Here is a 20,241-nt window from a genome sequence, read left to right on the forward strand (position 1 = left end):
CGATCCGGTCAGGCGTTCACATCCACGATGGTGCGCCCCTGGACCTTCCCTGCGAGTACCTGGCTGGCAACGTCAGGAACCTCTGCCAATCCGATCACCTTGGTCGTCCGTGCCAGCTTGTCCAGGTCCAGGTCGCTGGCCAGACGCGACCACGCCTGCAGCCGCGCAGGCTGCGGCGCATTGACCGAGTCGATACCGGCGAGGGTGATGTTGCGCAGGATGAAGGGCAGGACGGATGCCGGCAGGTCCGCGCCCTGTGCGAGCCCGAAGGCCGCGACCACGCCGCGATACCGGGTCTGCGCCAGGACGTTTGCCAAGGTATGGCTGCCGACCGAATCGATGGCCCCGGCCCATCGCTCCTTGGCGATCGGTGCGCCCGCTTCGGACAGGGTGTAACGGTCGATGATGTCCGCCGCGCCCAGCGCACGCAGGTATTCGGATTCCTCGAGACGCCCGGTCGACGCGATCACGCGATAGCCCAGGCTCGACAGCAGCGCGATCGCCACGGAGCCGGCGCCGCCATTGGCGCCCGTCACCAGGATGTCGCCGTGCTCGGGCGTCAGGCCACCATGCTCGAGCGCGAGCACCGACAGCATGGCGGTGTACCCGGCGGTGCCGATGGCCATGGCATCCCGGGTCGAAAACACCTCGGGAACCTTGACCAGCCAATCACCACTCACCCGCGCCTTCTGCGCAAAGCCGCCGTGGTGCGTCTGGCTCAGTCCCCAGCCGTTGGCCAGCACACGGTCGCCGGCTGCGATGCCGGGATAAGTCGATGCCTCGACGACGCCGGCAAAATCGATGCCCGGAATCAGCGGAAACTGGCGAATGACCGGTGACCGGCCACTGAGCGCCATCGCGTCCTTGTAGTTCACCGTCGAGTACTCGACCGCGACGGTGACGTCGCCCGGCATCAGGTCCTCTTCCTTGAAGCCGACCAGGCTGCTTGATATGGTGTCGCCGGTCTTGCTGGCGAGCAGTGCCTTGAATGTCATGTGCTGTTCCTTCCGTGCTGGCGCTTCTTTCCGTATCAGGCGGCGTTTCGATAGCGCTCTGCCACGTGCGCCTGCCGGATGTCCGCGACCAGGGCCTGACGTGCCGTGTTCAGCGTTTCCCAGCGCGCGGCATCGTGCAACGGCGGGATGGTCACGAGTTCACGGCGGTCGAATCCGGCCAGCGCGGCATCCACCAGCTCTTCTACTCCCATTAGGTCAGGCATCGCACGGCTATCGATGCCCGCGCGCTCCCAGATCTCGGTACGGGTTCCAGCCGGCAACACCGCCTGCACGTAGATACCCTGGGGCGCGAGCTCCAGGTTCAGCCCCTGGGACAGGAACAGAACGAAGGCCTTGGTCGCGCCGTAGACCGACATGCCGAACTCGGGCGCCAGGCCGACCACCGAGCCGATGTTGACGATCGCACCTTTGCCGGCCTGCACCAGGCGCGGGGCGATGGCACTGGCCAGCCTGACCAGCGCGGTGGTGTTGAGGCTGACCAGGCGAGCGATGTCGTCTGTCGGTTGATCGATGAATTGGCCGGACAGCGCGGCCCCGGCGTTGTTGATCAGGGTTTCGATCCTGGCGTCCTCGCGCAGGCGCGCCTCGATTGCGGCCAGATCGCCGGGTTGGGTCAGGTCGGCCGCAAGGATATCGACGGCAGCGCCGGTTTCCTCACGCAAGCGCGCCGCGAGCTCTTCCAGCCGCGCCTTGTCGCGCGCCACCAGCACGAGGTCGTGGCCGCGGCGTGCGAAGCGGTCGGCATAGATGGCGCCTATGCCGGTCGAGGCGCCCGTGATGAGAACAGTGGAATGAGAGGTCATGTGTTTTGCTGGTGATCGAAAGGGTGAGTCCATGCCGCGATATGCAGCGTGGAAAAACGACTACCGGGCGCTGGAATCAGCGAGGGTCGGATAGTCGATGTAGCCTTTGGCGCCACCGCCATACAGCGTGGTGGGGTCCAGCGCGGCGAGGGGTGCGCCGATCTCCAGCCTTTCGACCAGATCGGGGTTGCTGATGAAGGGGCGGCCGAAGACGAACAGGTCGGCCTTGTCCTCGATCAGGCGGGCGTTGGCCAGTTCGAGGTCATACCCGTTGTTGGCCAGGTAGGTGTTCTTGAAGCGAGTGCGCAGGGCGTCGAAATCGAACGGTGCGGCATCGCGCGGCCCCCCGGTGGCGCCTTCGACCACATGCAGGTAGACGATGCCCATCGCATTGAGTTGCTCGGCGATGTAGTCGTACTGCGACTGCGGATCGCTGGACGAAATGGCGCCGGCCGACGACACCGGCGAGAGGCGCACACCGGTGCGTTCGGCACCGATTTCCTTCGCCACGGCGGCCGTGACTTCGAGCAACAGGCGCGCGCGGTTCTCGATGGAGCCGCCGTACGCGTCCGTCCGGGTGTTGGCACCGTCCTTGATGAACTGCTCCAGCAGGTAGCCGTTGGCACCGTGGACCTCGACGCCGTCGAACCCCGCAGTGATCGCATGGGCCGCAGCCTGGCGGAAATCCTCGACGATGCCTGGAATCTCATCCAGGGTCAGGGCACGTGGCTCGGAGACGTCATGAAAACCGTTGTTGACGAAGGTCTTGGTCGCGGCGCGGATGGGGGAGGGGGCCACCGGCGCGGTGCCACCAGGGCGCAGGTCGACGTGGGAGATACGGCCCACGTGCCACAGCTGCACGAAGATCCGCCCGCCCTTGGCGTGAACGGCGTCGGTCACGTTGCGCCAGCCGTCGATCTGCTGCGGCGTGTACAGGCCCGGGGTGTCCTGGTAGCCCTGGGCATCGGCCGAGATCTGGGTGGCCTCGGTGATGATCAGGCCCGCCGAGGCGCGCTGACCGTAGTAGGTGGCGGCGTACTCGCTGGGCACCAGACCCGCGCCTGCCCGATTGCGCGTCAGCGGCGCCATCACGATGCGGTTGGACAGTTGGAGTGAGCCAAGTGTGTAGGGCTCGAAGAGCGTCTTGTCAGTCATGCTTGTTTGCTGTGTCGTCGTTGATCGGGCGGGGACGGGATGCGCTACGGCATCACTCCTCGAGGAACTGGATCGCGTGTTGCAGGAAGCGCTCGGGATACTGGAACTGCGCGCCGTGTCCGGCGTCGGGATAGATCAACAGCTGCGCGTTGGGAATGTTCTGCGACAGATGCCAGGAGTTGATCGTGGGAATCATGATGTCGTCGACGCCGTTGAGCACCAGGGTCGGCTGCGTGACGGCGTTCAGGAAGGCATAGGGGTTCGCACCCGGCAACGGCTGCAGGTAGGCGGCGTGCGCCTCGGCTTGGGCTTGAGCGACGGCCATCGAGCTGGGCGGGTCCTGGTCGGCGCGCCGGTGGCGGCGCTCCCAGAAGGCCAGACCCGCCTGCTTGGCAGCTTCCGAGCGGCCGAAGAACAGGTAGAGAAAGTCATCCGCGGTCGGCACGGGGTTCGGCGCGACCTCCAGCACCCTGGGTTCCATCTTCGGATCGCCGCCGCGCAGTCCGGTGCCGAGCAGGACGAGCTTTCGAACCAGTTGCGGGTGACGCAGCACGACCTCCTGCACCTGGAAGCCCCCGATCGAGAAACCAAGTAGATCGACCTGGGACAGACCCAGCGCCCGGATCACCAGGGCGATGTCGTCCGCCATGTCTTCGATCCGGTTGCGGGGCGTGCCGGTCGAGGAGGCAATGCCGCGACCGTTGTAAAGGATGACCTCGCGGCCTGCGGCCAGACCATCGGTCAAAAGGGGATCCCAGTGGTCCAGGCCGCCGCGGAAATGTTGGACGAAGAACAGAGGGGGCTGTCCGCTGGAGGTGTTGCCCCAGCGGCGATAGGCGAATTTGTCGCTATCCACTTCGACGAAGCGGGTGGGTGCGGTCAGGTGGGTATCGAACATTTTCGGGAGCCTTCCAAGGTAAGTTAGCTTAATGATGTCGATCATCATCTTTGATGTCAAGGACTTTGATGATGATCGACATCAATGTATATTCATGGCTTCACCGATGGCACATCTAGAGAGGTCCTGGACATGAAGGTCACCAAGGCGCAGGCACAGGCGAACCGGGCGCACATCGTCGAGACGGCCTCCACGCTGTTTCGCGAGCGTGGTTACGACGGGGTGGGGATTGCGGACTTGATGGCGTTCGCAGGCTTTACCCACGGCGGGTTCTATAAGCACTTCGAATCCAAAGCCGACCTGATGGCGCAAGCCGCGACTTGTGGTTTTGCGCAGACGGCCGCCAAGGCCGAAGGCGTCGATGCGATGGCATTTGTCCATCACTATCTGTCCCGTGAACACCGAGATGCACCGGGTGACGGTTGCACGATGGCCGCCCTGTGCGCAGATGCTGCGCGCCAACCGGAGTCGATCAAGACGGCGTTTGCGACCGGCATTGAAAACCTGCTGGTGACCCTGGGAAACCAGTTCGACGCGCCAGAGGAGGACGATCAGGGCGGCGACGCACGCGCCAGGCGGATCGACCTCATTGCGCAGGCAGTCGGTGCCATCGTGCTGTCGCGGGCGTGTCCTGACGACTCGCCACTGGCCGATGAAATTCTGGATGTCTGCCGCAGCGCCGTCCTGTCGAGGCTTTCGTCGACGGCACCTGGCTCTTCCGATTTCCCGATCAGCTAGTCGCACAACTTCCGCGACAGCCCATGACAGAGGTCGGCGGCATCTCATTGATGCAGACGCTGCGGGTCCCCTGAGGTCGCATCCTGCACAGCGCGAAACGCGCTTATAAAGAGCTCGCCCCACCACTGATTCTTGAGCGAGTGCGTATGAAGTCTGCAGGCTTGAAGGGAACCGTGTCCATTGAACTGGTGCACGAGGCGATCCACGCCGCGGCGCTGAGGAACATGGACATCAGCAGCGTCCTCGAAAGCGCCAAGATTGATCGCGAGTTGTTGAACGCGCCGCGTGCGCGCATCTCGGCGGCGGCGTATTCGCAGATGTGGGTGGCGCTGGCCGACCTGATGGACGACGAGTTCTTCGGCCTCGACAGCCACGGGCTTCGCCGCGGCAGCTATGCGCTGATGACGCGCGCCGCCGTCAACGCCGACAACCTGGCGCATGCGCTGCGCCGCATCTTGCGGTTCCTCCACGCCACGTTGGACGACTTCCGCGGCGAGCTGGTCTGCGACGGCGACGAGGCGCGCGTGATCCTGCATGACGGCGGCGTGCTGCGCCGGTTGTTTGGCTACGGCACCTGGTTCATCTTGGTCCATGGCCTGGCCTGCTGGCTCGTGCACCGGCGCATTCCCCTGCGCGAGATGCAGTTCCGGTGCCCGCCGCCCGGTGACGACAGCCACTACCGCACGCGCTTTTGCGACAGCGTGAAATTCAATGGCGAGACCACGCACATCAGTTTCGCCAGCGATCTGCTGGACCTGAAGATTGCGGAGTCGCCCGAAACGGTCGACAACTTCCTGAGGGAAGCGCCGGCCAACCTGCTGGTCAAGTACCGCAACGACGCCAGCACCAGCGCCCAGGTGCGCAACAGGTTGCGAAGCCAAATGCCCGAGGCGTGGCCCGAACTCGAAAAGCTCGCACAGGAACTCTGCGTTTCCGGCACCACGCTGCAACGCCGCTTGCAGCAGGAGGGCGTGAGCTACCAGCGCGTGAAGGACGACCTGCGGCGGGACATCGCCATCGACCTCTTGTCGAGCGCGTCGCTGACGGTGGCCGACGTCGCCGCGCGCACCGGCTTCCAGGAAACCAGCGCCTTCCATCGCGCCTTCAAGAAATGGACAGGCGTCAGCCCGGGCGCTTATCGCTCGTCCGCGCCCGCGCCGGAATAAGCCGAACCTTCGGCGCTCGCCGGGGACGCCGACATGTCCGAACGCCCCATCCAGATCGAGACGCGCGGGCATGGAAGCGCGCCGCCTGCAGAACTAACCTCCCGTCGACATCGCATCCCGCGACAGATCAAACGACAGGAGACAAAAACATGCAGCAGGCCGGCAAGCAGGTCGATATTCACGCGTTGGCGGGGCACTCCCGGTTCAACGGCTTTCACGGGCTCGTGCTCTGGTGGTGCGTGTTGATCCTGGTCATCGACGGCTATGACCTGGCGGTCGTGGGCGCCGCGCTGCCATCGATCATGAAAGACATGGGCGTCGACGCCACGAGCGCCGGCGTCATGGCCGGGTCGGCGTTGTTCGGAACCATGCTGGGCGCGATCTTCCTGGGCACCCTGGCCGACCGCATCGGCCGCCCTCGCATGATCGCGGTGTGCGTGGCGCTCTTCAGTGTCTTCACGGCGCTGACTGGGCTGGCCACCGAACCCATCGGCTTCAGCGTCGCCCGCTTCATCGCGGGCCTCGGCATCGGCGGGGTGTTGCCCATCGTGACCGCGCAGATGGGCGAGTTCGCACCGGCAAAGCTGCGTACGCGCCTGGTGACGATGGTTTTCGCGGGCTACTCCGTTGGCGGCATTCTGGTCGCGCTCACCGCCAAGCAGCTCATCGAGAGCCATGGATGGCAATGGGTGTTCTATGTGGCCGGCTTGCCCGTGCTGCTGATTCCACTCATTCTGAAAACGATGCCCGAATCGCTGTCGTTTCTCCTCAAGAAGGGTGACCAGCGGCAGCTCGGCGAGATCGCGGCCAAGCTCGCGCCGGAGCAGCCGAACGCAGCCGGCACCGTGTATGTAGGCGCGTCCAGCGACCGCCTGCACGACGCGCCGGTGCGCACCCTGTTCGATGCCGGGCGCGCGTTCAGCACCGTGATGATCTGGGTGGCCTTCATGACGGGGCTGTTCATGGTCTACGCGCTGAACTCCTGGCTGACCAAGATCATGGCCATGGCGGGATACAGCCTGGGCTCGGCCCTGAACTTCGTGATCGTCTTCAACGTCGGTGCGATCGTGGGCGCAATCGGCGGCGGCCTGCTGAGCGACAAGTTCAACATCAAACATGTACTGGTGGCGTTCTACGTGGTCGGGGCTGCGTCGCTGGCCGCGCTCGCATACACGAAATCGACCGAGCTGCTGTTCGTTGCTGTGTTCGTGGTGGGTGCGTCCACGCTCGGAACGCAACTGCTGGCCTATGCCTACGCCGGCGATTTCTATCCTCCGGCCGTGCGTTCGACGGGTGTTGGCTTTGCCTCGGGTGTCGGCCGCATCGGCGCCATTGCCGCGCCGATCCTGATCGGCTGGCTCGTGTCGCTGAGCCTGCCCATCGAGCAGAACTTCATGGCGATCGCCCTGGCCGGCGTCATCGGCGCGGCAGCGGTGTCGTTCGTGAACCAGTCGCGCGCCGCGTCGACCCAGGCCAAGGCCGCGCGCGCGGCCCCCGGCGAAGTGGGCCGTGTGGGCGGGGCGATTCGCCCGGCTTCGAAATAGCAAGGAAACCTCAATGAACCGAATGATGGCGCCACCGCTGGAGGCACACGCGCTGCAAGGAGCGGTCGACTGGGCCATTGCCACCCGGCGCAGCGTCAGGGCGTTCTTGCCCCGGCCGGTGCCCCGGGAAGAGGTTGAGGCGATCCTCTCGACGGCGCGCTACAGCGCCTCCGGCATGAACATGCAGCCCTGGCATGTGCATGTGCTGACGGGGCCTGCCAAGGCCCGTCTGTCGGCAGCGATTGCCGCGCTCGACGACGATCCCGGCCGGTCGGGCGAGCTGCTCGAGCCCTACGACTACTACCCGCGCGAATGGTGTTCTCCCTACCTGGAACGGCGCCGCAAGGTCGGCTGGGACCTCTACGGATTGCTCGGCATCGCCAAGGGCGACAAGCAGCGCATGCACCTGCAGCACGGTCGCAACTACCGCTTCTTCGATGCGCCCGTGGGCCTGTTCTTCACGTTGGACCGCGAACTCGAGGAGGGCAGCCTGCTGGACTACGGCATGTTCCTGCAGAGCGTGATGGTGGCCGCGCGCGGCCGCAACCTCCACACCTGCCCGCAGGCCGCGTTCCTGAAATTCCATCGCCAGATCGCGGACCTGCTGGACATTCCCGCCGGCCAGATGCTGGTCTGCGGCATGAGCCTGGGCTACGCCGACACCTCGTCGGTCGAGAACTCGCTCGTTACCGAGCGCGAGCCAGTCTCCGCGTTTACGACCTTCCACGACACCTCCAAGGAGACCTCCGCATGAGCGCGCCATCCTATGCACGGGGCCTCGAACGCTGCGCGGCAAATCATGTGCCGCTCACGCCGCTGGGCTTTCTCGACCGCGCGGCGCTCGCGCATCCGAACCGCGTGGCGGTGGTGCACGGCGAGTTGAGGCGAACCTGGGCGCAGACGCGCGAGCGCAGCCATCGCCTGGCGTCCGCGCTGGCGATGCGAGGCATCGAACCGGGCGACACCGTCTCGGTGCTCGCGCCCAACACGCCGGCCATGCTGGAGGCCCACTTCGGCATTCCGCTGGCCGGCGCGGTGCTCAACGCAATCAACCATCGCCTGGATGCCGAAGGCATCGCGTTCATCCTGCGCCACGGCGAGTGCAAATTGCTGATGGTCGATCGCGAGTTCGCCGCCACGGTGGCCGCAGCGCTAAAGCTGCTCGACCGTGCGCCTGCGGTCATCGACATCAACGACCACCTCGCACCACCCGCCGAACCCATCGGCGAGACCGACTACGAATCGCTGCTGGCGAACGGAGACCCGGACTTTGCTGGTCGTTGGCCCAGCGACGAGTGGCAACCCATCGCCCTGAACTACACCTCCGGCACGACCGGAGACCCCAAGGGCGTGGTCGCCAGCCATCGCGGCACCTACCTCATGAGCCTGCTGCAGATCACGAACTGGGCAATGCCACGGGCGCCGAAGTACCTGTGGACCTTGCCCATGTTCCACGCGAACGGATGGTGCTTCACTTGGGCCGTGACTGCGGCGGCGGGCACCCATGTCTGCCTGCGCCGGGTGTCTGCCGACGTCGTGCTGGAGGCCATCGAGCGCCATCAGATCGATCACCTCTGCGCAGCGCCAGTCGTGATGGCAATGCTCGCGGACGCGGCGAAAGACACCCGGCTGCCGCGCCCCGTGCGCGTGCTCACGGCCGGCTCGCCACCGCCGCTCGCCGTGCTGAATGCGGTGCTGGCGATGGGCTTCGACGTGGAGCACGTCTTCGGCATCACGGAGGTTTCGGGTACGCCGGTGAGTTGCGTGTGGCAGGACGGCTGGGACGATCTGGCGCCCGCCGAGCAGGGTGCGCTGCGCGTGCGCCAGGGCGTGCGCGCCGCCATGTTCGAAGGCCTCATGGTCGGCGACGCCGACACCCTCGAGCCCGTCGTGCCCGACGGCATGTCGGCTGGGGAACTCATGTTGCGCGGCAACACCGTGATGATGGGCTACTTCAAGAACGAGGCGGCAACGCGCAAGGCGCTCGCCGATGGCTGGTTCCGCACCGGCGACGTCGCGGTCCTGCATGCCAACGGGTATGCGCAGATCACCGATCGGTCGAAGGACGTGATCATCTCGGGCGGCGAGAACATCTCGTCGGTCGAAATCGAAGACGTCATCCATGGACACCCGGCGGTGCTGCATGCCGCCGTGGTGGCGCAGCCCGACCCCAAGTGGGGCGAGGTGCCGTGCGTGTTCATCGAGCTGAAGGCCGGTGTCGCCGCGCCCACCGAGCAGGAGATCATTGCGTTCTGCCGCGAGCGGCTGGCGCACTTCAAGTGTCCGCGCCGCGTGATCTTCATCCCCTTGCCGAAGACGGCCACGGGAAAGATCCAGAAGTTCCGCTTGCGCCAGCAGGCCGGAAGCCAGGACGCCATCACCCGGCTCGCGAGCCATGGTTGAGTGCGAAGCGGCTGCGGCCCTGGGGCCTGTCGGGCCCGGCTATCGCTTCTCGCGACCCCACACCTTCGACGAAGCGCAAGTGCGTGCCTTCGCGCTGGCCGCGGGAGACGAGAACCCGCTGCACCACGATGCCGCGTTTGCACAGGGCACGCGCTTCGGCGGCTTGATCGCTAGTGCGACCCACACCACCTCGCTGCTGATGGGGCTGACCGCCAGTCACTTCGCCACGAGGGGCAAGGTGCTGGGCATGAACTTCTCGGTCGACCTGCTGCGTCCCGTACGGGCGAACGAGACGGTACTCATCGAGTGGCGCGTGACGTCGATGGCCGCGCATTCGAAGGGCGGCTGCGTTCTCGAATTGCAAGGTGCGATCAAGAGCGCAGACGACAGGACCAGCGTGCTCGCGCAGGGCACGGTGCTTTTCACGCTCGCCGCATGAGTGCCTTCCGCGCCAGCGTGCGCGTTCACGGGGGCATGGCCCCAACAAGGAGACAAAGAATGAAGATGGCCCCTCTCACATGCCGACGCGACACCCACCGGCGCATCACCTCGTGGTCCGTGGTGGCTGCTGCGGCGCTGCTTGCTTCCTGCGGCGGCACCGGACGGGAACAGCGGTGGTGGCAACTCGCCACCACCGCTGTTCCCGTCCGGTGCCGGAAGCGCGCAGGCTGCGTGCAACAGCTTCCTGAGCCGAGCCTTCGAAGGCGCCACGATCACGCAGGCGACGCTGACGCCCCAGACAGACATCACGCCGGAGACCTGCACCGTGCGCGGCGAGATGCCGCTGGAACTCGCTTTCGAAGTCAAGCTGCCTAGCAGCTGGAACCAGCGTGTCCTGTTTATCGGCGGCGGCGGCTTCGACGGCGCCATCTACCCCAGCGCCTACAGCCCTGGCGTCGCGGAAAGCGGCTACGCGACCATCGCGACGAACCATGGACACGATGCGGCCAAGCATCCCAATGGCTCCTTCGCTATGGACCCCCAGTTGCTTCAGGACTACGCGGACGGTGCCGTGCCCAAGGTGCTTGCATCGGCGAAGGCCGTGCTCCGCTCGCGCTATGGCGAATCGGTCGGCCGCTCGAAGTTTGTCTACGAGGGCTGTTCGGGCGGTGGGCGTCAGGCGTTGATCCAGGCGCAACGGCATCCCGATCTGTTCGACGGCGTGATCGCGCGCGCCCCGGCCAATGCCTACACGGGCCAGTTCCTCTGGTATCAAAAAATACTCAAGCAGCTGGCCCAGCCCGAGGCGGGCCTGAGCATCCCGAAGGTCAAGACACTCGCGAACTTCATGCAGTCCCAATGCGATGCACTCGACGGCCTGAAGGACGGCATCATCAGCCACCCCGAGGCCTGCAAGCCCGATCTGGCCAAGCTCCGATGCACGGGCGCCGACGCAGACTCTTGCCTGACCGATGCGCAGCTGGCGTCCGCCAAGGTCCTGTACGAGCCCACCGACGTGGCGGGTGGTCGCTACACATGGCCGGCCTTTCCCTATGTCGGCGGCGAGACCGCCGACGACGCATCGTGGCAGGCCATCGGAGGCACCACGCTTCAGATTCTCGGCGGCGACTACATGAAGTACTTCGTGGCGCAAGACCCGTCCGCAGACCCGCTGAACGTCGACCCGCTGCAGTACACGAACCGACTCGACCACCTCGCCCGATTGATCGATGCAGTCAACCCCGACCTGAGCGGGTTCCGGGCCCGCAACGGCAAGATGCTGCTCATGCACGGCACCACCGACTGGCTGATCACGCACAACAACACCACGGACTACTACCGCAAGGTCGTCGCCGCAGCGGGCGGGCAGGCCGCGGCCGACCGGTTCGTCGAGTACTACGTGCTGGCAGGCAACGACCACTGCGCCGCCACGCCGGCAGGCGGCAAGGGCCCGGACAGCGTCGACCTCATCACCCCGATGTTCGACTGGATCGAAACCGGCACCCATCCCAGCGCCCACGAGATCGTGGCCACGCGCAGCGTCGAGCCGGGCAAGGGCATGCAGCGGCCGATGTGCAGGCACCCGCAGTTTCCAAAATACAACGGCACCGGCGATCCCGACGCGGCGTCCAGCTTCACCTGCACGTCACCTAGCTAGGCTTAGTGGCGCTGTGTACGCAGCAGTGTTGGCATAGGCTGATCTGTGAAGGCATTCACCAAGAGAACGCGCGTCGCCCGTTCTGGGTGGCGCGGGAAGGATTCGACACGCGCTGTGCATTCAATGGATACGGTGTCCTCCTGCTGATTTCTCGCACCTCTGGCCGCCGAAGTGCGCAACTTCGGCGGAAGGCATCACCTGCAGCATGAGCCGCGCGGGGCGAGGTCTGGGACAACTCGGCCATGGAGAGCTTCTTCAGTTCATTGAAGACCGAGCGCACAGCCAGAAAGGTGTATCGGTCCAGGGAACAGGCCTGCGCCGATGTGTTCGACTACATCGAGCGGCTCTACAACCCGACGCGTCGTCATTCGACGCTCGGCTACGTCAGCCCGATACAGTTCGAGAAAGCTCAAAAAGCTTAGGTTGGTGTCTATGAGACCGGCAGCAGCCCATTCCATGTGCTATCCAGAAGCCATCCTGCGCCGCATCGTCCGGGCCCTTTGCATGGACTGCCACAGGTGACTCGATCCTTAAGGAACCGCATCGACTTTGCTGGCCTCCCAGAGGGAGAGCACACTAGCCGTGGTTGGACGTTCGCAAGGTGGCTACATCCTCAGCATCTTCCCCGGGTTCATGATGCCGAGCGGATCGAGTGCGCGCTTGATGTCGCGCATGAGATCGATGGCTTCGCCATGCTCGATCTCGATTTGCCCGATGCGGTGCAGGCCGACGCCGTGCTCGCCGGTGCAGGTGCCGCCGAGGCGGATCGCGCGCAGCGCCACGTCCTCGGCCAGGGCCTCCGCCTTGCCCCGTGCCGCAGGATCGTTGTCGTCGTAGATGATGCCCAGATGGAAGTTGCCATCGCCCACGTGGCCGACGATGGGCGCGTACAGGCCGCTTTCACGGATGGCGGCCTCGGTTTCGGTGATGCATTCCACCAGCGCAGAGATGGGTACGCATGCGTCCGTACCCATGGAGCTCCAGCCGGGGTGCATCGCGAGGTTGGCGTGGTAGCAGGAGTGCCGCGCCTTCCACAGCCTGGAGCGGTCTTCGGGTCGGTGGGCGTAACGAAACCCGCTGCCGCCATTGTCGAGCGCAAGTGATTCCACTGTCGCGACCTGTTCCGCCACGGCGTTTTCGCTGCCGTGGAACTCGATGAACAGGGTGGGGCGGGGCTCGAATTCGTCGAGCTTCGAGTAGCGGATGCAGGCGTCCATCTGTACTTCGTTGAGAAGCTCGATGCGCGCGACCGGCACGCCCAACTGCAGCGTGGCGATCACGGTGTCCATGGCCGCGCGCAGGCTGTCGAACTGGCACACGGCCGCTGTGACGTGCTCCGGCAAGCCGAAAAGGCGCAGCTGCACCTCGGTGATGATTCCCAGCAAGCCTTCGCTTCCGACGTACAGCCGTGTCAGGTCGAGGCCCGATGCCGACTTGCGCGCGCGCGTGCCGGTACGCACGATGCGTCCGTCGGGTGTGACTACCGTCAGGCCCATGACGGTTTCACGCATGGTGCCGTAGCGCACCGCGGCAGTGCCGGAGGCCCGCGTCGAGGCCATGCCGCCCAGCGATGCGTTGGCGCCGGGGTCCACCGCGAAGAAAAGTCCGCTGGCGCGCAGGTGCTCGTTGAGCTGCTCGCGCGTCACGCCCGCCTGCACGCGGCAGTCCATTGATTCGGTGGAGACTTCGAGCACGCGGTCCATGCGCGAGACGTCGATGCAGACGCCGCCGTGGATCGCCGCGACATGGCCCTCCATCGATGTGCCGCTGCCGAAGGCGATGACCGGGACCGCCTCACGGTGGCACAGCTTCAGGGCGGCCGCCACTTCCTCGTTGTTCAGGGGGAACAGGACCACGTCGGGCTGGCCGGGGTCCGGTAGGCCCTCACCATGGCTGTGGTGTGCGCGTACCGCCGCGGACGTGACGGCGCGATTTTCAAAGATCGCCCGGAACTCGGGCATGAGGGATTCGACCGCGGCAGCGGTCTGGGCAAGTGTCTGGTGGAAGGCCATGGTCTGTTATGGGTGGTCGCGTCAGGCCCCGAGGTAAGCGTCCCGCACATGGTCGTCGTGCAGCAGCTGCGCGGCGGCGCCTTCGAGTGCGATTCGCCCGCCTTCGAGCACATAGCCGTGGTCGGCAACGCTCAGCGCAGCGAATGCGTTCTGCTCGACGATCACGACAGTGCGCCCGGCGCGCGCGATGCGGCGGATGTCGAGGAACATCTCGGTCGTGAGCTTGGGCGACAGGCCCATCGACGGTTCGTCCAGCAGCAGGATGCGGGGACCGGCCATCAGGCCGCGTGCGATCGCCAGCATCTGCTGTTCGCCGCCGGACAGCACCCCGCCCATTTCCCCAGCCTTGTGCTTGAGCACCGGGAAAAGCTCGTAGATCTCGTCGAGCGTAGCGCTGACCCCGCCCTTGTCGCGCCGACGCACATAGGCGCCGACCTCCAAGTTCTCCTTGACGCTCAGTGTCGAGAAGATCCGCCGCCGCTGGGGCACGCAGGCAATGCCCGATGCGACGATCTGCTCCACGGAAAGCGCGCCGATGTCATGGCCTCCAAACTCCACGCGCCCCGCGCCGGCCTTCAGCCGGCCCACGATCAGGTTCAGGGTGGTCGACTTGCCCGCGCCGTTCGCGCCGATGACCGCGACGATCTGGCCCGCATAGGCGCTGATCGACAGGTCGAACAGGATCTGCACCTTGCCGTAGAACACGTCGACGTGCGAGAGCTCGAGTTCGGGCCGCTCGGTGACCATGGCACGCGGCAGGTCTGCTTGCATCATGGGGTTCCTCGCTGCGCCGGGGCTCAGAACTTCACCGCCGAGCGAACGACCGGCTGACCGCCTTTGATCTCCACGATGTTGACCTGCCGGTTGCAGTCGCCGGCCTTGTCGCACTTGTAGTCCGCGAGCAGGCCGCTGTAGCTCACCCTGGAGAACGCCTCGCGGATCTTCTCCACGTCGGGGGACCGTGCTTCGTTGATGGCCCTGGCGGCGAGGATGGTCGCGTCGAAGTAGGTGGCGGACCACACGTCGGGCGCCATCCTGTACTTCGCCTCGTACTTCTTCACGAAGGCCTGTACGGCGGGGTTGGGATCCGTCGGCACGAAGTAGGAGGCGCTCATCGAGCCTTCCGCGGCACTGCCGGCCAGTTTGAGGAACGCTTCCTCGGACAGCACGGCGCCTGCGAACTTGAAGGGCAAGCCGAACTGCTTGGCCTGGCGCAGGATCAGCGCCGCATCCGTGTCGTGCGCCCACAGGATGACCAGCTCCGCACCGGCCTTCTGCAGCTTGGCGAGCTGCGCCGAGTAATCCTTGTCGCTGGGGTTGTGGCTTTCCACGGCGACGGGCTTCAGCCCCAGCGAAGCCATCTGGGCGACCACGCGCGCCTGCCCCGACTTTCCGAAGTCGTCGTTGGCATAGAAGATGGCCGTCTTCTCCCCGGCCTTGAGTTCCTTCTGGGCATAGGCGATCAGCGCCTTGGCCTGCACGTCGTCATCGGAGCGCGTGCGGATCACGTAGTTGCAGCCGCTGTGCGTGATGGCCACCGAGGTACCGCCGGTGAGCGACACCACCTTGCCGTTGCAGTAGGTCTTCTGCGTGGCCATCTGGGTGACCGAGTAGTGCGGTCCGATCATCACCGGCACCTTGCTAACCTGCATCAGCTTGTTCACCGCGTTGATCGCGCCGTTCGGATTGTCGCCCTGGTCATCCTCGAACACGACCTCCAGCGGCTTGCCCAGCACGCCGCCCGCGGCGTTGATCTCCGCGACCGCGAGCTCCACGCCCTGCTTGAAGTTGCGTCCGACGAGCGCTTTGGGCCCCGTCTGCGGCAGCGAGACGCCGATGAGCGCATCGGCCATCGCGGGCAGCGAGAGCGCGAGCGACGCTGCGGCGATCCATGCGCGGCGTGACGAGGGAACGGTAGTCTTCTTCATGCTTTAGTCTCCAGTGGATGGCGCGGTGCGCATAGATCTAAGAGGGAACGAAAACTGGGAGGGCGCATAGCCGGCGGCTCAGCCCGCCACCGGCTGGGCGGTGAGCGGGGGCGCGGCCTCTTCGGGCACGCGTTCGCCCAGGTAGGCCTCGATCACCGCCGGCGTGTTCATAACCTCGGCCGGCGCGCCGTCCGCGATCTTGTGGCCCAGGTTGAGCACCACGACGCGATCGCACATGTTCATGACCAGCTTGATGCGGTGCTCCACCACGAGGATCGACATGCCCTGCGCGCGCAGGTGCTGCAGGATCTGAGCGAGTTCCAGGATCAGCCCGCCGCGCAGTCCCGCCGCAGGCTCGTCGAGCAGCAGCAGGCGGGGCCTGTTGACGATCGCGCGCGCCATCTCCACCAACCGGCTCTGGCCGAAGGACAGGTCGCCGCCGCGCCGGTATGCGAGGTGCGCGACGCCCATGCTGTTCAGGGCCTCGAGCGCAGCCGTGCGGCAGAGCGCTTCGCGTTGGCCGGACGCGCCCTCCGGCGGCCGCCACGCGACCATGACGTTCTCCATCACCGTCATCGATTCCCAGAGCCGCACGTTCTGAAAGATGCGGGCCACGCCCTTCGCGTGGATCGACCATGGCGCATGGTTGTCGATGCGCTCGCCTGCCAGTTCGATGCCACCTTCGACGCCCACGGTGCCCGAGCAGGCGTTGATCATGGTCGACTTGCCCGATCCGTTCGGGCCGATCAGCCCGAGGATCTCGCCGCGGCGCACGTCGAACGCGACGTCGTCGAGGGCTTTGACGCCGCCGAAGCTGCGCGACACGCGGCGCACTTGGAGCAGGGGCTCGCCGCTCACGGGAACCGGCGTGCGGCCGGCCAAGGCTGCGCTCGCGGCGCAGGCGGCCGCACCGAGGTTCAGCGGCGCGGCGGGTGCTTCGCCCACCGGATCGCGCCGGCCCGTCAGGAACGCGCCGAGCAGCCAGTCGCCGACCACGCCGAGGCCGCGCGGCGCAAGCAGCAGGATCGCCACCACGCCGATGCCGAACGCGGCCAGGTAATAGGTCTGGAGGCCGCGCAGTGCCTCGGGCAGCACGGTGATCACCACCGCGCCAAGGAAGGTGCCGGCGATCGAGCCCAGGCCGCCGAGCACCACCATCAACATCATCTTGATGCTCTCGAAGACCGTGAAGTTGTTTGGTGCCGCGAACCCGACCAGCAGGACGTAGAGGCCGCCAGCCAGCGAGGCCCAGACGCTGCACACCGCGAAGGCGATGGTCTTCACGCGGCGCGAATCGACGCCCATGGCCTCGGCGGCGATCTCGTCGTCGCGCACCGCACGCATGTCGCGGCCGATGCGCGAGCGCTGGAGCCAGACCATCGCGGCGTAGGCCGCCAGGCTCAGCACGAGCAGCGGAAAGTAGAGCTGCTTGTCGATGTGATCGCCCAGCGCGGGGATGTTCAACGTCGGGATGTCGCGCATGCCCATCGGCCCGCCGGTGAGGGCTTCTTCGTTGAGCGCGACCATGCGGAAGATCTCGTTGAGCGCGAGCGTCACGATGGCGAGGTAATGGCCCTTGATGCGCGTGCTCACCGCGCCCAGCAACACGCCCACACCGGCGCTCAGCAGCATGGCGGCGGGAAGCGCCACGAACCAGGGCAGCGACACGCGCATCATGAGCAGCGCCGTGGCATACGCGCCGAAGCCCACGAGCGCGGCCTGCCCGAGCACGATCTGCCCAGTGATGCCGGTTGCCACTTGCAGGCCCAGCGCGGCGATCGCGAAGATCCATGCCAGGTTGAGTACGTGCAGGTAGTAGATGTTGAGATCGAGTGCGATCGGCAGCGCCAACGCGGCGAGCACGGCGACCCACGCCAGGGAGCGCATCCAGGTGTTGTTGTGCATGATGGACTCCTCAGGCGCGGTCTGCGTTGCGTTCCGGAAGGATCCCCTGCGGGCGCAGCAGCAGGAAGATCAGCAGCACGCCGAACGCGATCGCGTCCTTGTAGGTGGAGGAGATGGTGAACGCGCCGACGTTCTCGATCACCCCGAGCAGGACGCCGCCGAGGATGGCACCCGGCACGCTGCCGAAGCCGCCGATGATCATCGCGACGAATCCCTTCAGCCCCACGAGCGTGCCCATCTCGGTCGTCACGTAGAACAGCGGCGCAAGCAGGATGCCCGCGAGCGCGGCCAGCACCGAGGAGAACGCGAACGTGCCGGCCAGCACGCGGTTGACTGGAATGCCCATGAGTTGGGCGGTCTCGCGATCCAGCGCGGTGGCGCGCATGACCTTGCCGATGGTGGTGTAGCGCAGGGCCAGGTACTGCAGCACCATCACCAGCACCACGACGACCATGATCACGAGCTGCTGCACCGGAATGCGCAGGCCGCCCACGTCGATCACGCCATCGCCAAACGGGCTGGCGTACAGCAGCGGCTCGGGCCCGTAGATGATGCGGGCCATCTCCTTGAGAAAGATGCCGAAGCCCACGGTCGCGATGATGGCCACCAGCGCCTTCTGGCGCTGCAGCCGGGCGAACACGAGCCGCGAGAACAGTGCCCCCAGCAACGCCATCACCGCGGCAGTCAGCAGCGCGGCGAGCCAGAAGGGCAGGTGCATGCTCGTCGTGAAGGTGGCGACGAAGACAAACGCGGAAAAGGTCAGGAACTCGCCGGCCGCGAAGTTCACGATCGCCATCGTGTTCCAGACGTAGGCGTAGCCGAGCGCGATCAGCGCGTAGATGCAACCCATGGCGAGGCCGCTGACGATCACTTGTCCGAGCATTTCGTTCTGTCTCCGTGTTCGTTTTTCTTTGGTGAGGGGCGCGGGTGGGTGCCGTCAGAGCGTGTCGACCATGCGCTGCAGCGCAACCATGCCGGGGTCGTCCAGGCCGATGGTCTTGTCCGCGAACATGCGGGCACGGCCCATGCGGTTGGGCTTGTCGCGGAATGCATCGAGCGATTCGCGCACCGCCGCGCCGGCGAGCGCGAGGGCGGGAGCGTCGGCCGCGGCGCCGGACAGGGCGCGCTGGATCGCATCCAGCCCGTCGAGCACGGTCTTGTCGCCGAGGGCGGCGCCGCCGCGCGCGGACAGCGTCGCGATCACTTCGGACAGCAGCGCCGCGACGTCCTGCGTCGAGAGCGACTCTCTGCCGGCACAGTGCTTGCCGGCCGTCATGAGCGCGACGGTCAGCAGCGTGCCGAAGCTCGAGCCGGAGGCCTTCGCCGAGGCCTGCGCGCAGCGCTTGAAGATGCCTTCGAGCGAGTCGGGCAGCCCGGGCAGCGCCTGCTCCATCAGCGTGGCGCACTTGTCGAGCGTGGCGCCCAGGTCGGCGTCGCCGAGGCGGCCGTCGAGGGCGTTGAGTTCCGGTGCGGCGGCATGCATGGCGGCGCACCAGCGCGGCACCGCGCGGGCCAGGACGATGGCATCGAGCATCAGCGCACGCTCCAGAACGGGCAGGTTGCGGGCGCCGCCAGCAGCGCCTCGAGGTCGCGGTCCAGCTTCATCACGCTGAGGGAGGCACCGGCCATTTCCATCGACGTGGCGTAGCGGCCGACAAGCGAGAAGGCGATGTCGACGCCGCGCCCGGCGAGCACGGTCGCGATGCGGCGATAGAGGATGTAGAGCTCCTCGGACGGCGTGGCGCCCAGGCTGTTGACCAGCAGTGCCAGATGATCGCCGCGCGAGACCGCCAGTTCGGGCAGCACCCGCGCGAGCATCTCGTCGGCCAGGGCGTCGGCGGTCTTGAGCGGACCGCGCCAGATGCCCGGCTCGCCGTGGATGCCCATGCCGAACTCCACTTCGTCGTCGGCGATCTCGAACGAGGGCTTGCCGGACTCCGGCACCACGCAAGGCGTGAGCGCGACGCCGATCGTGCGGCAGGCGGCGTCGGCCTTGCGCGCCGTGGCGGCCACCTCCTCGAGCGTCGCGCCCGCGGCCGCCCTGGCGCCGGCGGCCTTGTAGACCAGCACGAGGCCTGCCACCCCGCGGCGCTTCTCGCGCTGCTCGGGCGGTGCGCTCGCGACGTCGTCTGACACGCGCACCGAGGCCGTCTTCATGCCCTCAAGTTCGAGCATCTCGGCGGCCATCTCGAAGTTCATGCGGTCGCCGCCATAGTTCCCGTACAGCTGCAGCACGCCGGCACCGCCGTCGGCCGCGCGCATCGCCTCGATGCAGTCGTCCATGCGTGGTCCGGCGAACACATTGCCGACGGCGCAGCTGTCCAGCAGGCCTTCGCCCACGTAGCCGAGGAAGACGGGCAGGTGGCCCGAACCGCCGCCGGTGACGATGCCGACCTTGCCAGCGACGGCGCCGCCACGCCTGACCACCACGCGGCCGCCTTCGCCGCGTCGTGCCAGCTCCGGATGCGCCAGACAAAGTCCGTCGAGCATTTCGTCGACGTAGGCCTGAGGGTCGTTGAGGATCTTCTTCACGTTGCTGTCTGCCTTGCTCTGTGGAGCGCCCCTGCGTGCGGGC

At 66.3% G+C, this 20,241-nt stretch carries 18 protein-coding genes and 1 pseudogene; 8 read left to right on the forward strand and 11 right to left on the reverse strand.

Translation table 11 applies throughout. The features are described 5' to 3' along the window. Positions 1–8: 8 nt before the first annotated feature. From ACEN9J_RS38300 to ACEN9J_RS38315, 4 genes are read right to left on the reverse strand one after another with little or no spacing between them, the layout of a single operon-like run. Positions 9–995 (reverse strand): MDR family oxidoreductase, encoded by a 987-nt coding sequence (locus ACEN9J_RS38300; RefSeq protein WP_413765007.1) that lies wholly within the window; start codon positions 993–995, stop codon positions 9–11. Positions 996–1,030: 35 nt separating this feature from the next. Beyond that, complete coding sequence (locus tag ACEN9J_RS38305; RefSeq protein WP_413765008.1) at positions 1,031–1,819, reverse strand: SDR family NAD(P)-dependent oxidoreductase; 789 nt, start codon at positions 1,817–1,819, stop codon at positions 1,031–1,033. A 60-nt stretch (positions 1,820–1,879) separates the two neighbouring features. Next, positions 1,880–2,974: an alkene reductase gene (locus ACEN9J_RS38310; protein WP_413765009.1), complete on the reverse strand. Its 1,095-nt coding sequence runs from the start codon at positions 2,972–2,974 to the stop codon at positions 1,880–1,882. 52 nt (positions 2,975–3,026) lie between these two features. After that, entirely contained in the window at positions 3,027–3,872 is an 846-nt protein-coding gene (locus ACEN9J_RS38315) for an alpha/beta fold hydrolase (RefSeq protein ID WP_413765010.1), read from the reverse strand. Positions 3,873–4,004: 132 nt separating this feature from the next. Here ACEN9J_RS38315 and ACEN9J_RS38320 point away from each other — a divergent pair, with 132 nt between their 5' ends. The 8 genes and pseudogenes from ACEN9J_RS38320 to ACEN9J_RS38355 form a co-directional block, all read left to right on the forward strand. Then, positions 4,005–4,610 carry a TetR/AcrR family transcriptional regulator gene (locus tag ACEN9J_RS38320; RefSeq protein WP_413765011.1) on the forward strand — a complete coding sequence of 202 codons (606 nt, stop codon included), beginning with the start codon at positions 4,005–4,007 and terminating at the stop codon, positions 4,608–4,610. Between the two features lie 146 nt (positions 4,611–4,756). Beyond that, the gene (locus tag ACEN9J_RS38325; RefSeq protein WP_413765012.1) at positions 4,757–5,776 is read left to right on the forward strand and encodes an AraC family transcriptional regulator; all 1,020 of its coding nucleotides are present in this window, start codon (positions 4,757–4,759) and stop codon (positions 5,774–5,776) included. A 149-nt stretch (positions 5,777–5,925) separates the two neighbouring features. After that, a complete protein-coding gene (locus ACEN9J_RS38330; RefSeq protein WP_413765013.1) occupies positions 5,926–7,320 on the forward strand; it encodes an MFS transporter in 1,395 nt (464 codons plus the stop codon). 13 nt (positions 7,321–7,333) lie between these two features. Further along, the gene (locus ACEN9J_RS38335) at positions 7,334–8,074 is read left to right on the forward strand and encodes a nitroreductase (protein ID WP_413765014.1); all 741 of its coding nucleotides are present in this window, start codon (positions 7,334–7,336) and stop codon (positions 8,072–8,074) included. Next, positions 8,071–9,723 carry an AMP-binding protein gene (locus ACEN9J_RS38340; RefSeq protein ID WP_413765015.1) on the forward strand — a complete coding sequence of 551 codons (1,653 nt, stop codon included), beginning with the start codon at positions 8,071–8,073 and terminating at the stop codon, positions 9,721–9,723. The genes ACEN9J_RS38335 and ACEN9J_RS38340 overlap by 4 nt, the downstream gene beginning before the upstream one ends. Beyond that, the gene (locus ACEN9J_RS38345; RefSeq protein WP_413765016.1) at positions 9,716–10,162 is read left to right on the forward strand and encodes a MaoC family dehydratase; all 447 of its coding nucleotides are present in this window, start codon (positions 9,716–9,718) and stop codon (positions 10,160–10,162) included. Before ACEN9J_RS38340 ends, ACEN9J_RS38345 begins: the two co-directional genes overlap by 8 nt. Positions 10,163–10,303: 141 nt before the next feature. Continuing rightward, positions 10,304–11,821, forward strand: a complete 1,518-nt coding sequence (locus ACEN9J_RS38350; protein ID WP_413765017.1) for a tannase/feruloyl esterase family alpha/beta hydrolase — start codon at positions 10,304–10,306, stop codon at positions 11,819–11,821. A gap of 190 nt (positions 11,822–12,011) precedes the next feature. Beyond that, positions 12,012–12,243: pseudogene (locus ACEN9J_RS38355) on the forward strand (IS3 family transposase); the annotation flags it as partial. A gap of 183 nt (positions 12,244–12,426) precedes the next feature. On the opposite strand, the gene ACEN9J_RS38360 reads toward ACEN9J_RS38355, so the two are convergent. The 7 genes from ACEN9J_RS38360 to ACEN9J_RS38390 all read right to left on the reverse strand — a co-directional run bounded on the left by ACEN9J_RS38360 (position 12,427) and on the right by ACEN9J_RS38390 (position 20,198). Further along, a complete protein-coding gene (locus ACEN9J_RS38360) occupies positions 12,427–13,833 on the reverse strand; it encodes an FAD-binding oxidoreductase (RefSeq protein WP_413765018.1) in 1,407 nt (468 codons plus the stop codon). 21 nt (positions 13,834–13,854) lie between these two features. Next, complete coding sequence (locus ACEN9J_RS38365; protein WP_413765019.1) at positions 13,855–14,607, reverse strand: ABC transporter ATP-binding protein; 753 nt, start codon at positions 14,605–14,607, stop codon at positions 13,855–13,857. A gap of 23 nt (positions 14,608–14,630) precedes the next feature. Continuing rightward, positions 14,631–15,761 carry an ABC transporter substrate-binding protein gene (locus ACEN9J_RS38370; RefSeq protein ID WP_296739076.1) on the reverse strand — a complete coding sequence of 377 codons (1,131 nt, stop codon included), beginning with the start codon at positions 15,759–15,761 and terminating at the stop codon, positions 14,631–14,633. A 78-nt stretch (positions 15,762–15,839) separates the two neighbouring features. Then, the gene (locus tag ACEN9J_RS38375) at positions 15,840–17,666 is read right to left on the reverse strand and encodes an ABC transporter permease subunit (RefSeq protein ID WP_413765020.1); all 1,827 of its coding nucleotides are present in this window, start codon (positions 17,664–17,666) and stop codon (positions 15,840–15,842) included. A 10-nt stretch (positions 17,667–17,676) separates the two neighbouring features. Next, positions 17,677–18,549, reverse strand: coding sequence for a branched-chain amino acid ABC transporter permease (locus ACEN9J_RS38380; RefSeq protein ID WP_208509521.1), 873 nt, complete (start codon positions 18,547–18,549; stop codon positions 17,677–17,679). A 54-nt stretch (positions 18,550–18,603) separates the two neighbouring features. Further along, positions 18,604–19,200, reverse strand: a complete 597-nt coding sequence (locus ACEN9J_RS38385; protein WP_413765021.1) for a DAK2 domain-containing protein — start codon at positions 19,198–19,200, stop codon at positions 18,604–18,606. Continuing rightward, positions 19,200–20,198, reverse strand: coding sequence for a dihydroxyacetone kinase subunit DhaK (locus ACEN9J_RS38390; RefSeq protein WP_296739087.1), 999 nt, complete (start codon positions 20,196–20,198; stop codon positions 19,200–19,202). Before ACEN9J_RS38390 ends, ACEN9J_RS38385 begins: the two co-directional genes overlap by 1 nt. Positions 20,199–20,241: the final 43 nt, after the last annotated feature.

Source organism: Variovorax sp. Varisp41, assembly GCF_047325085.1.
Taxonomy (GTDB): Bacteria; Pseudomonadota; Gammaproteobacteria; order Burkholderiales; family Burkholderiaceae_C; genus Variovorax.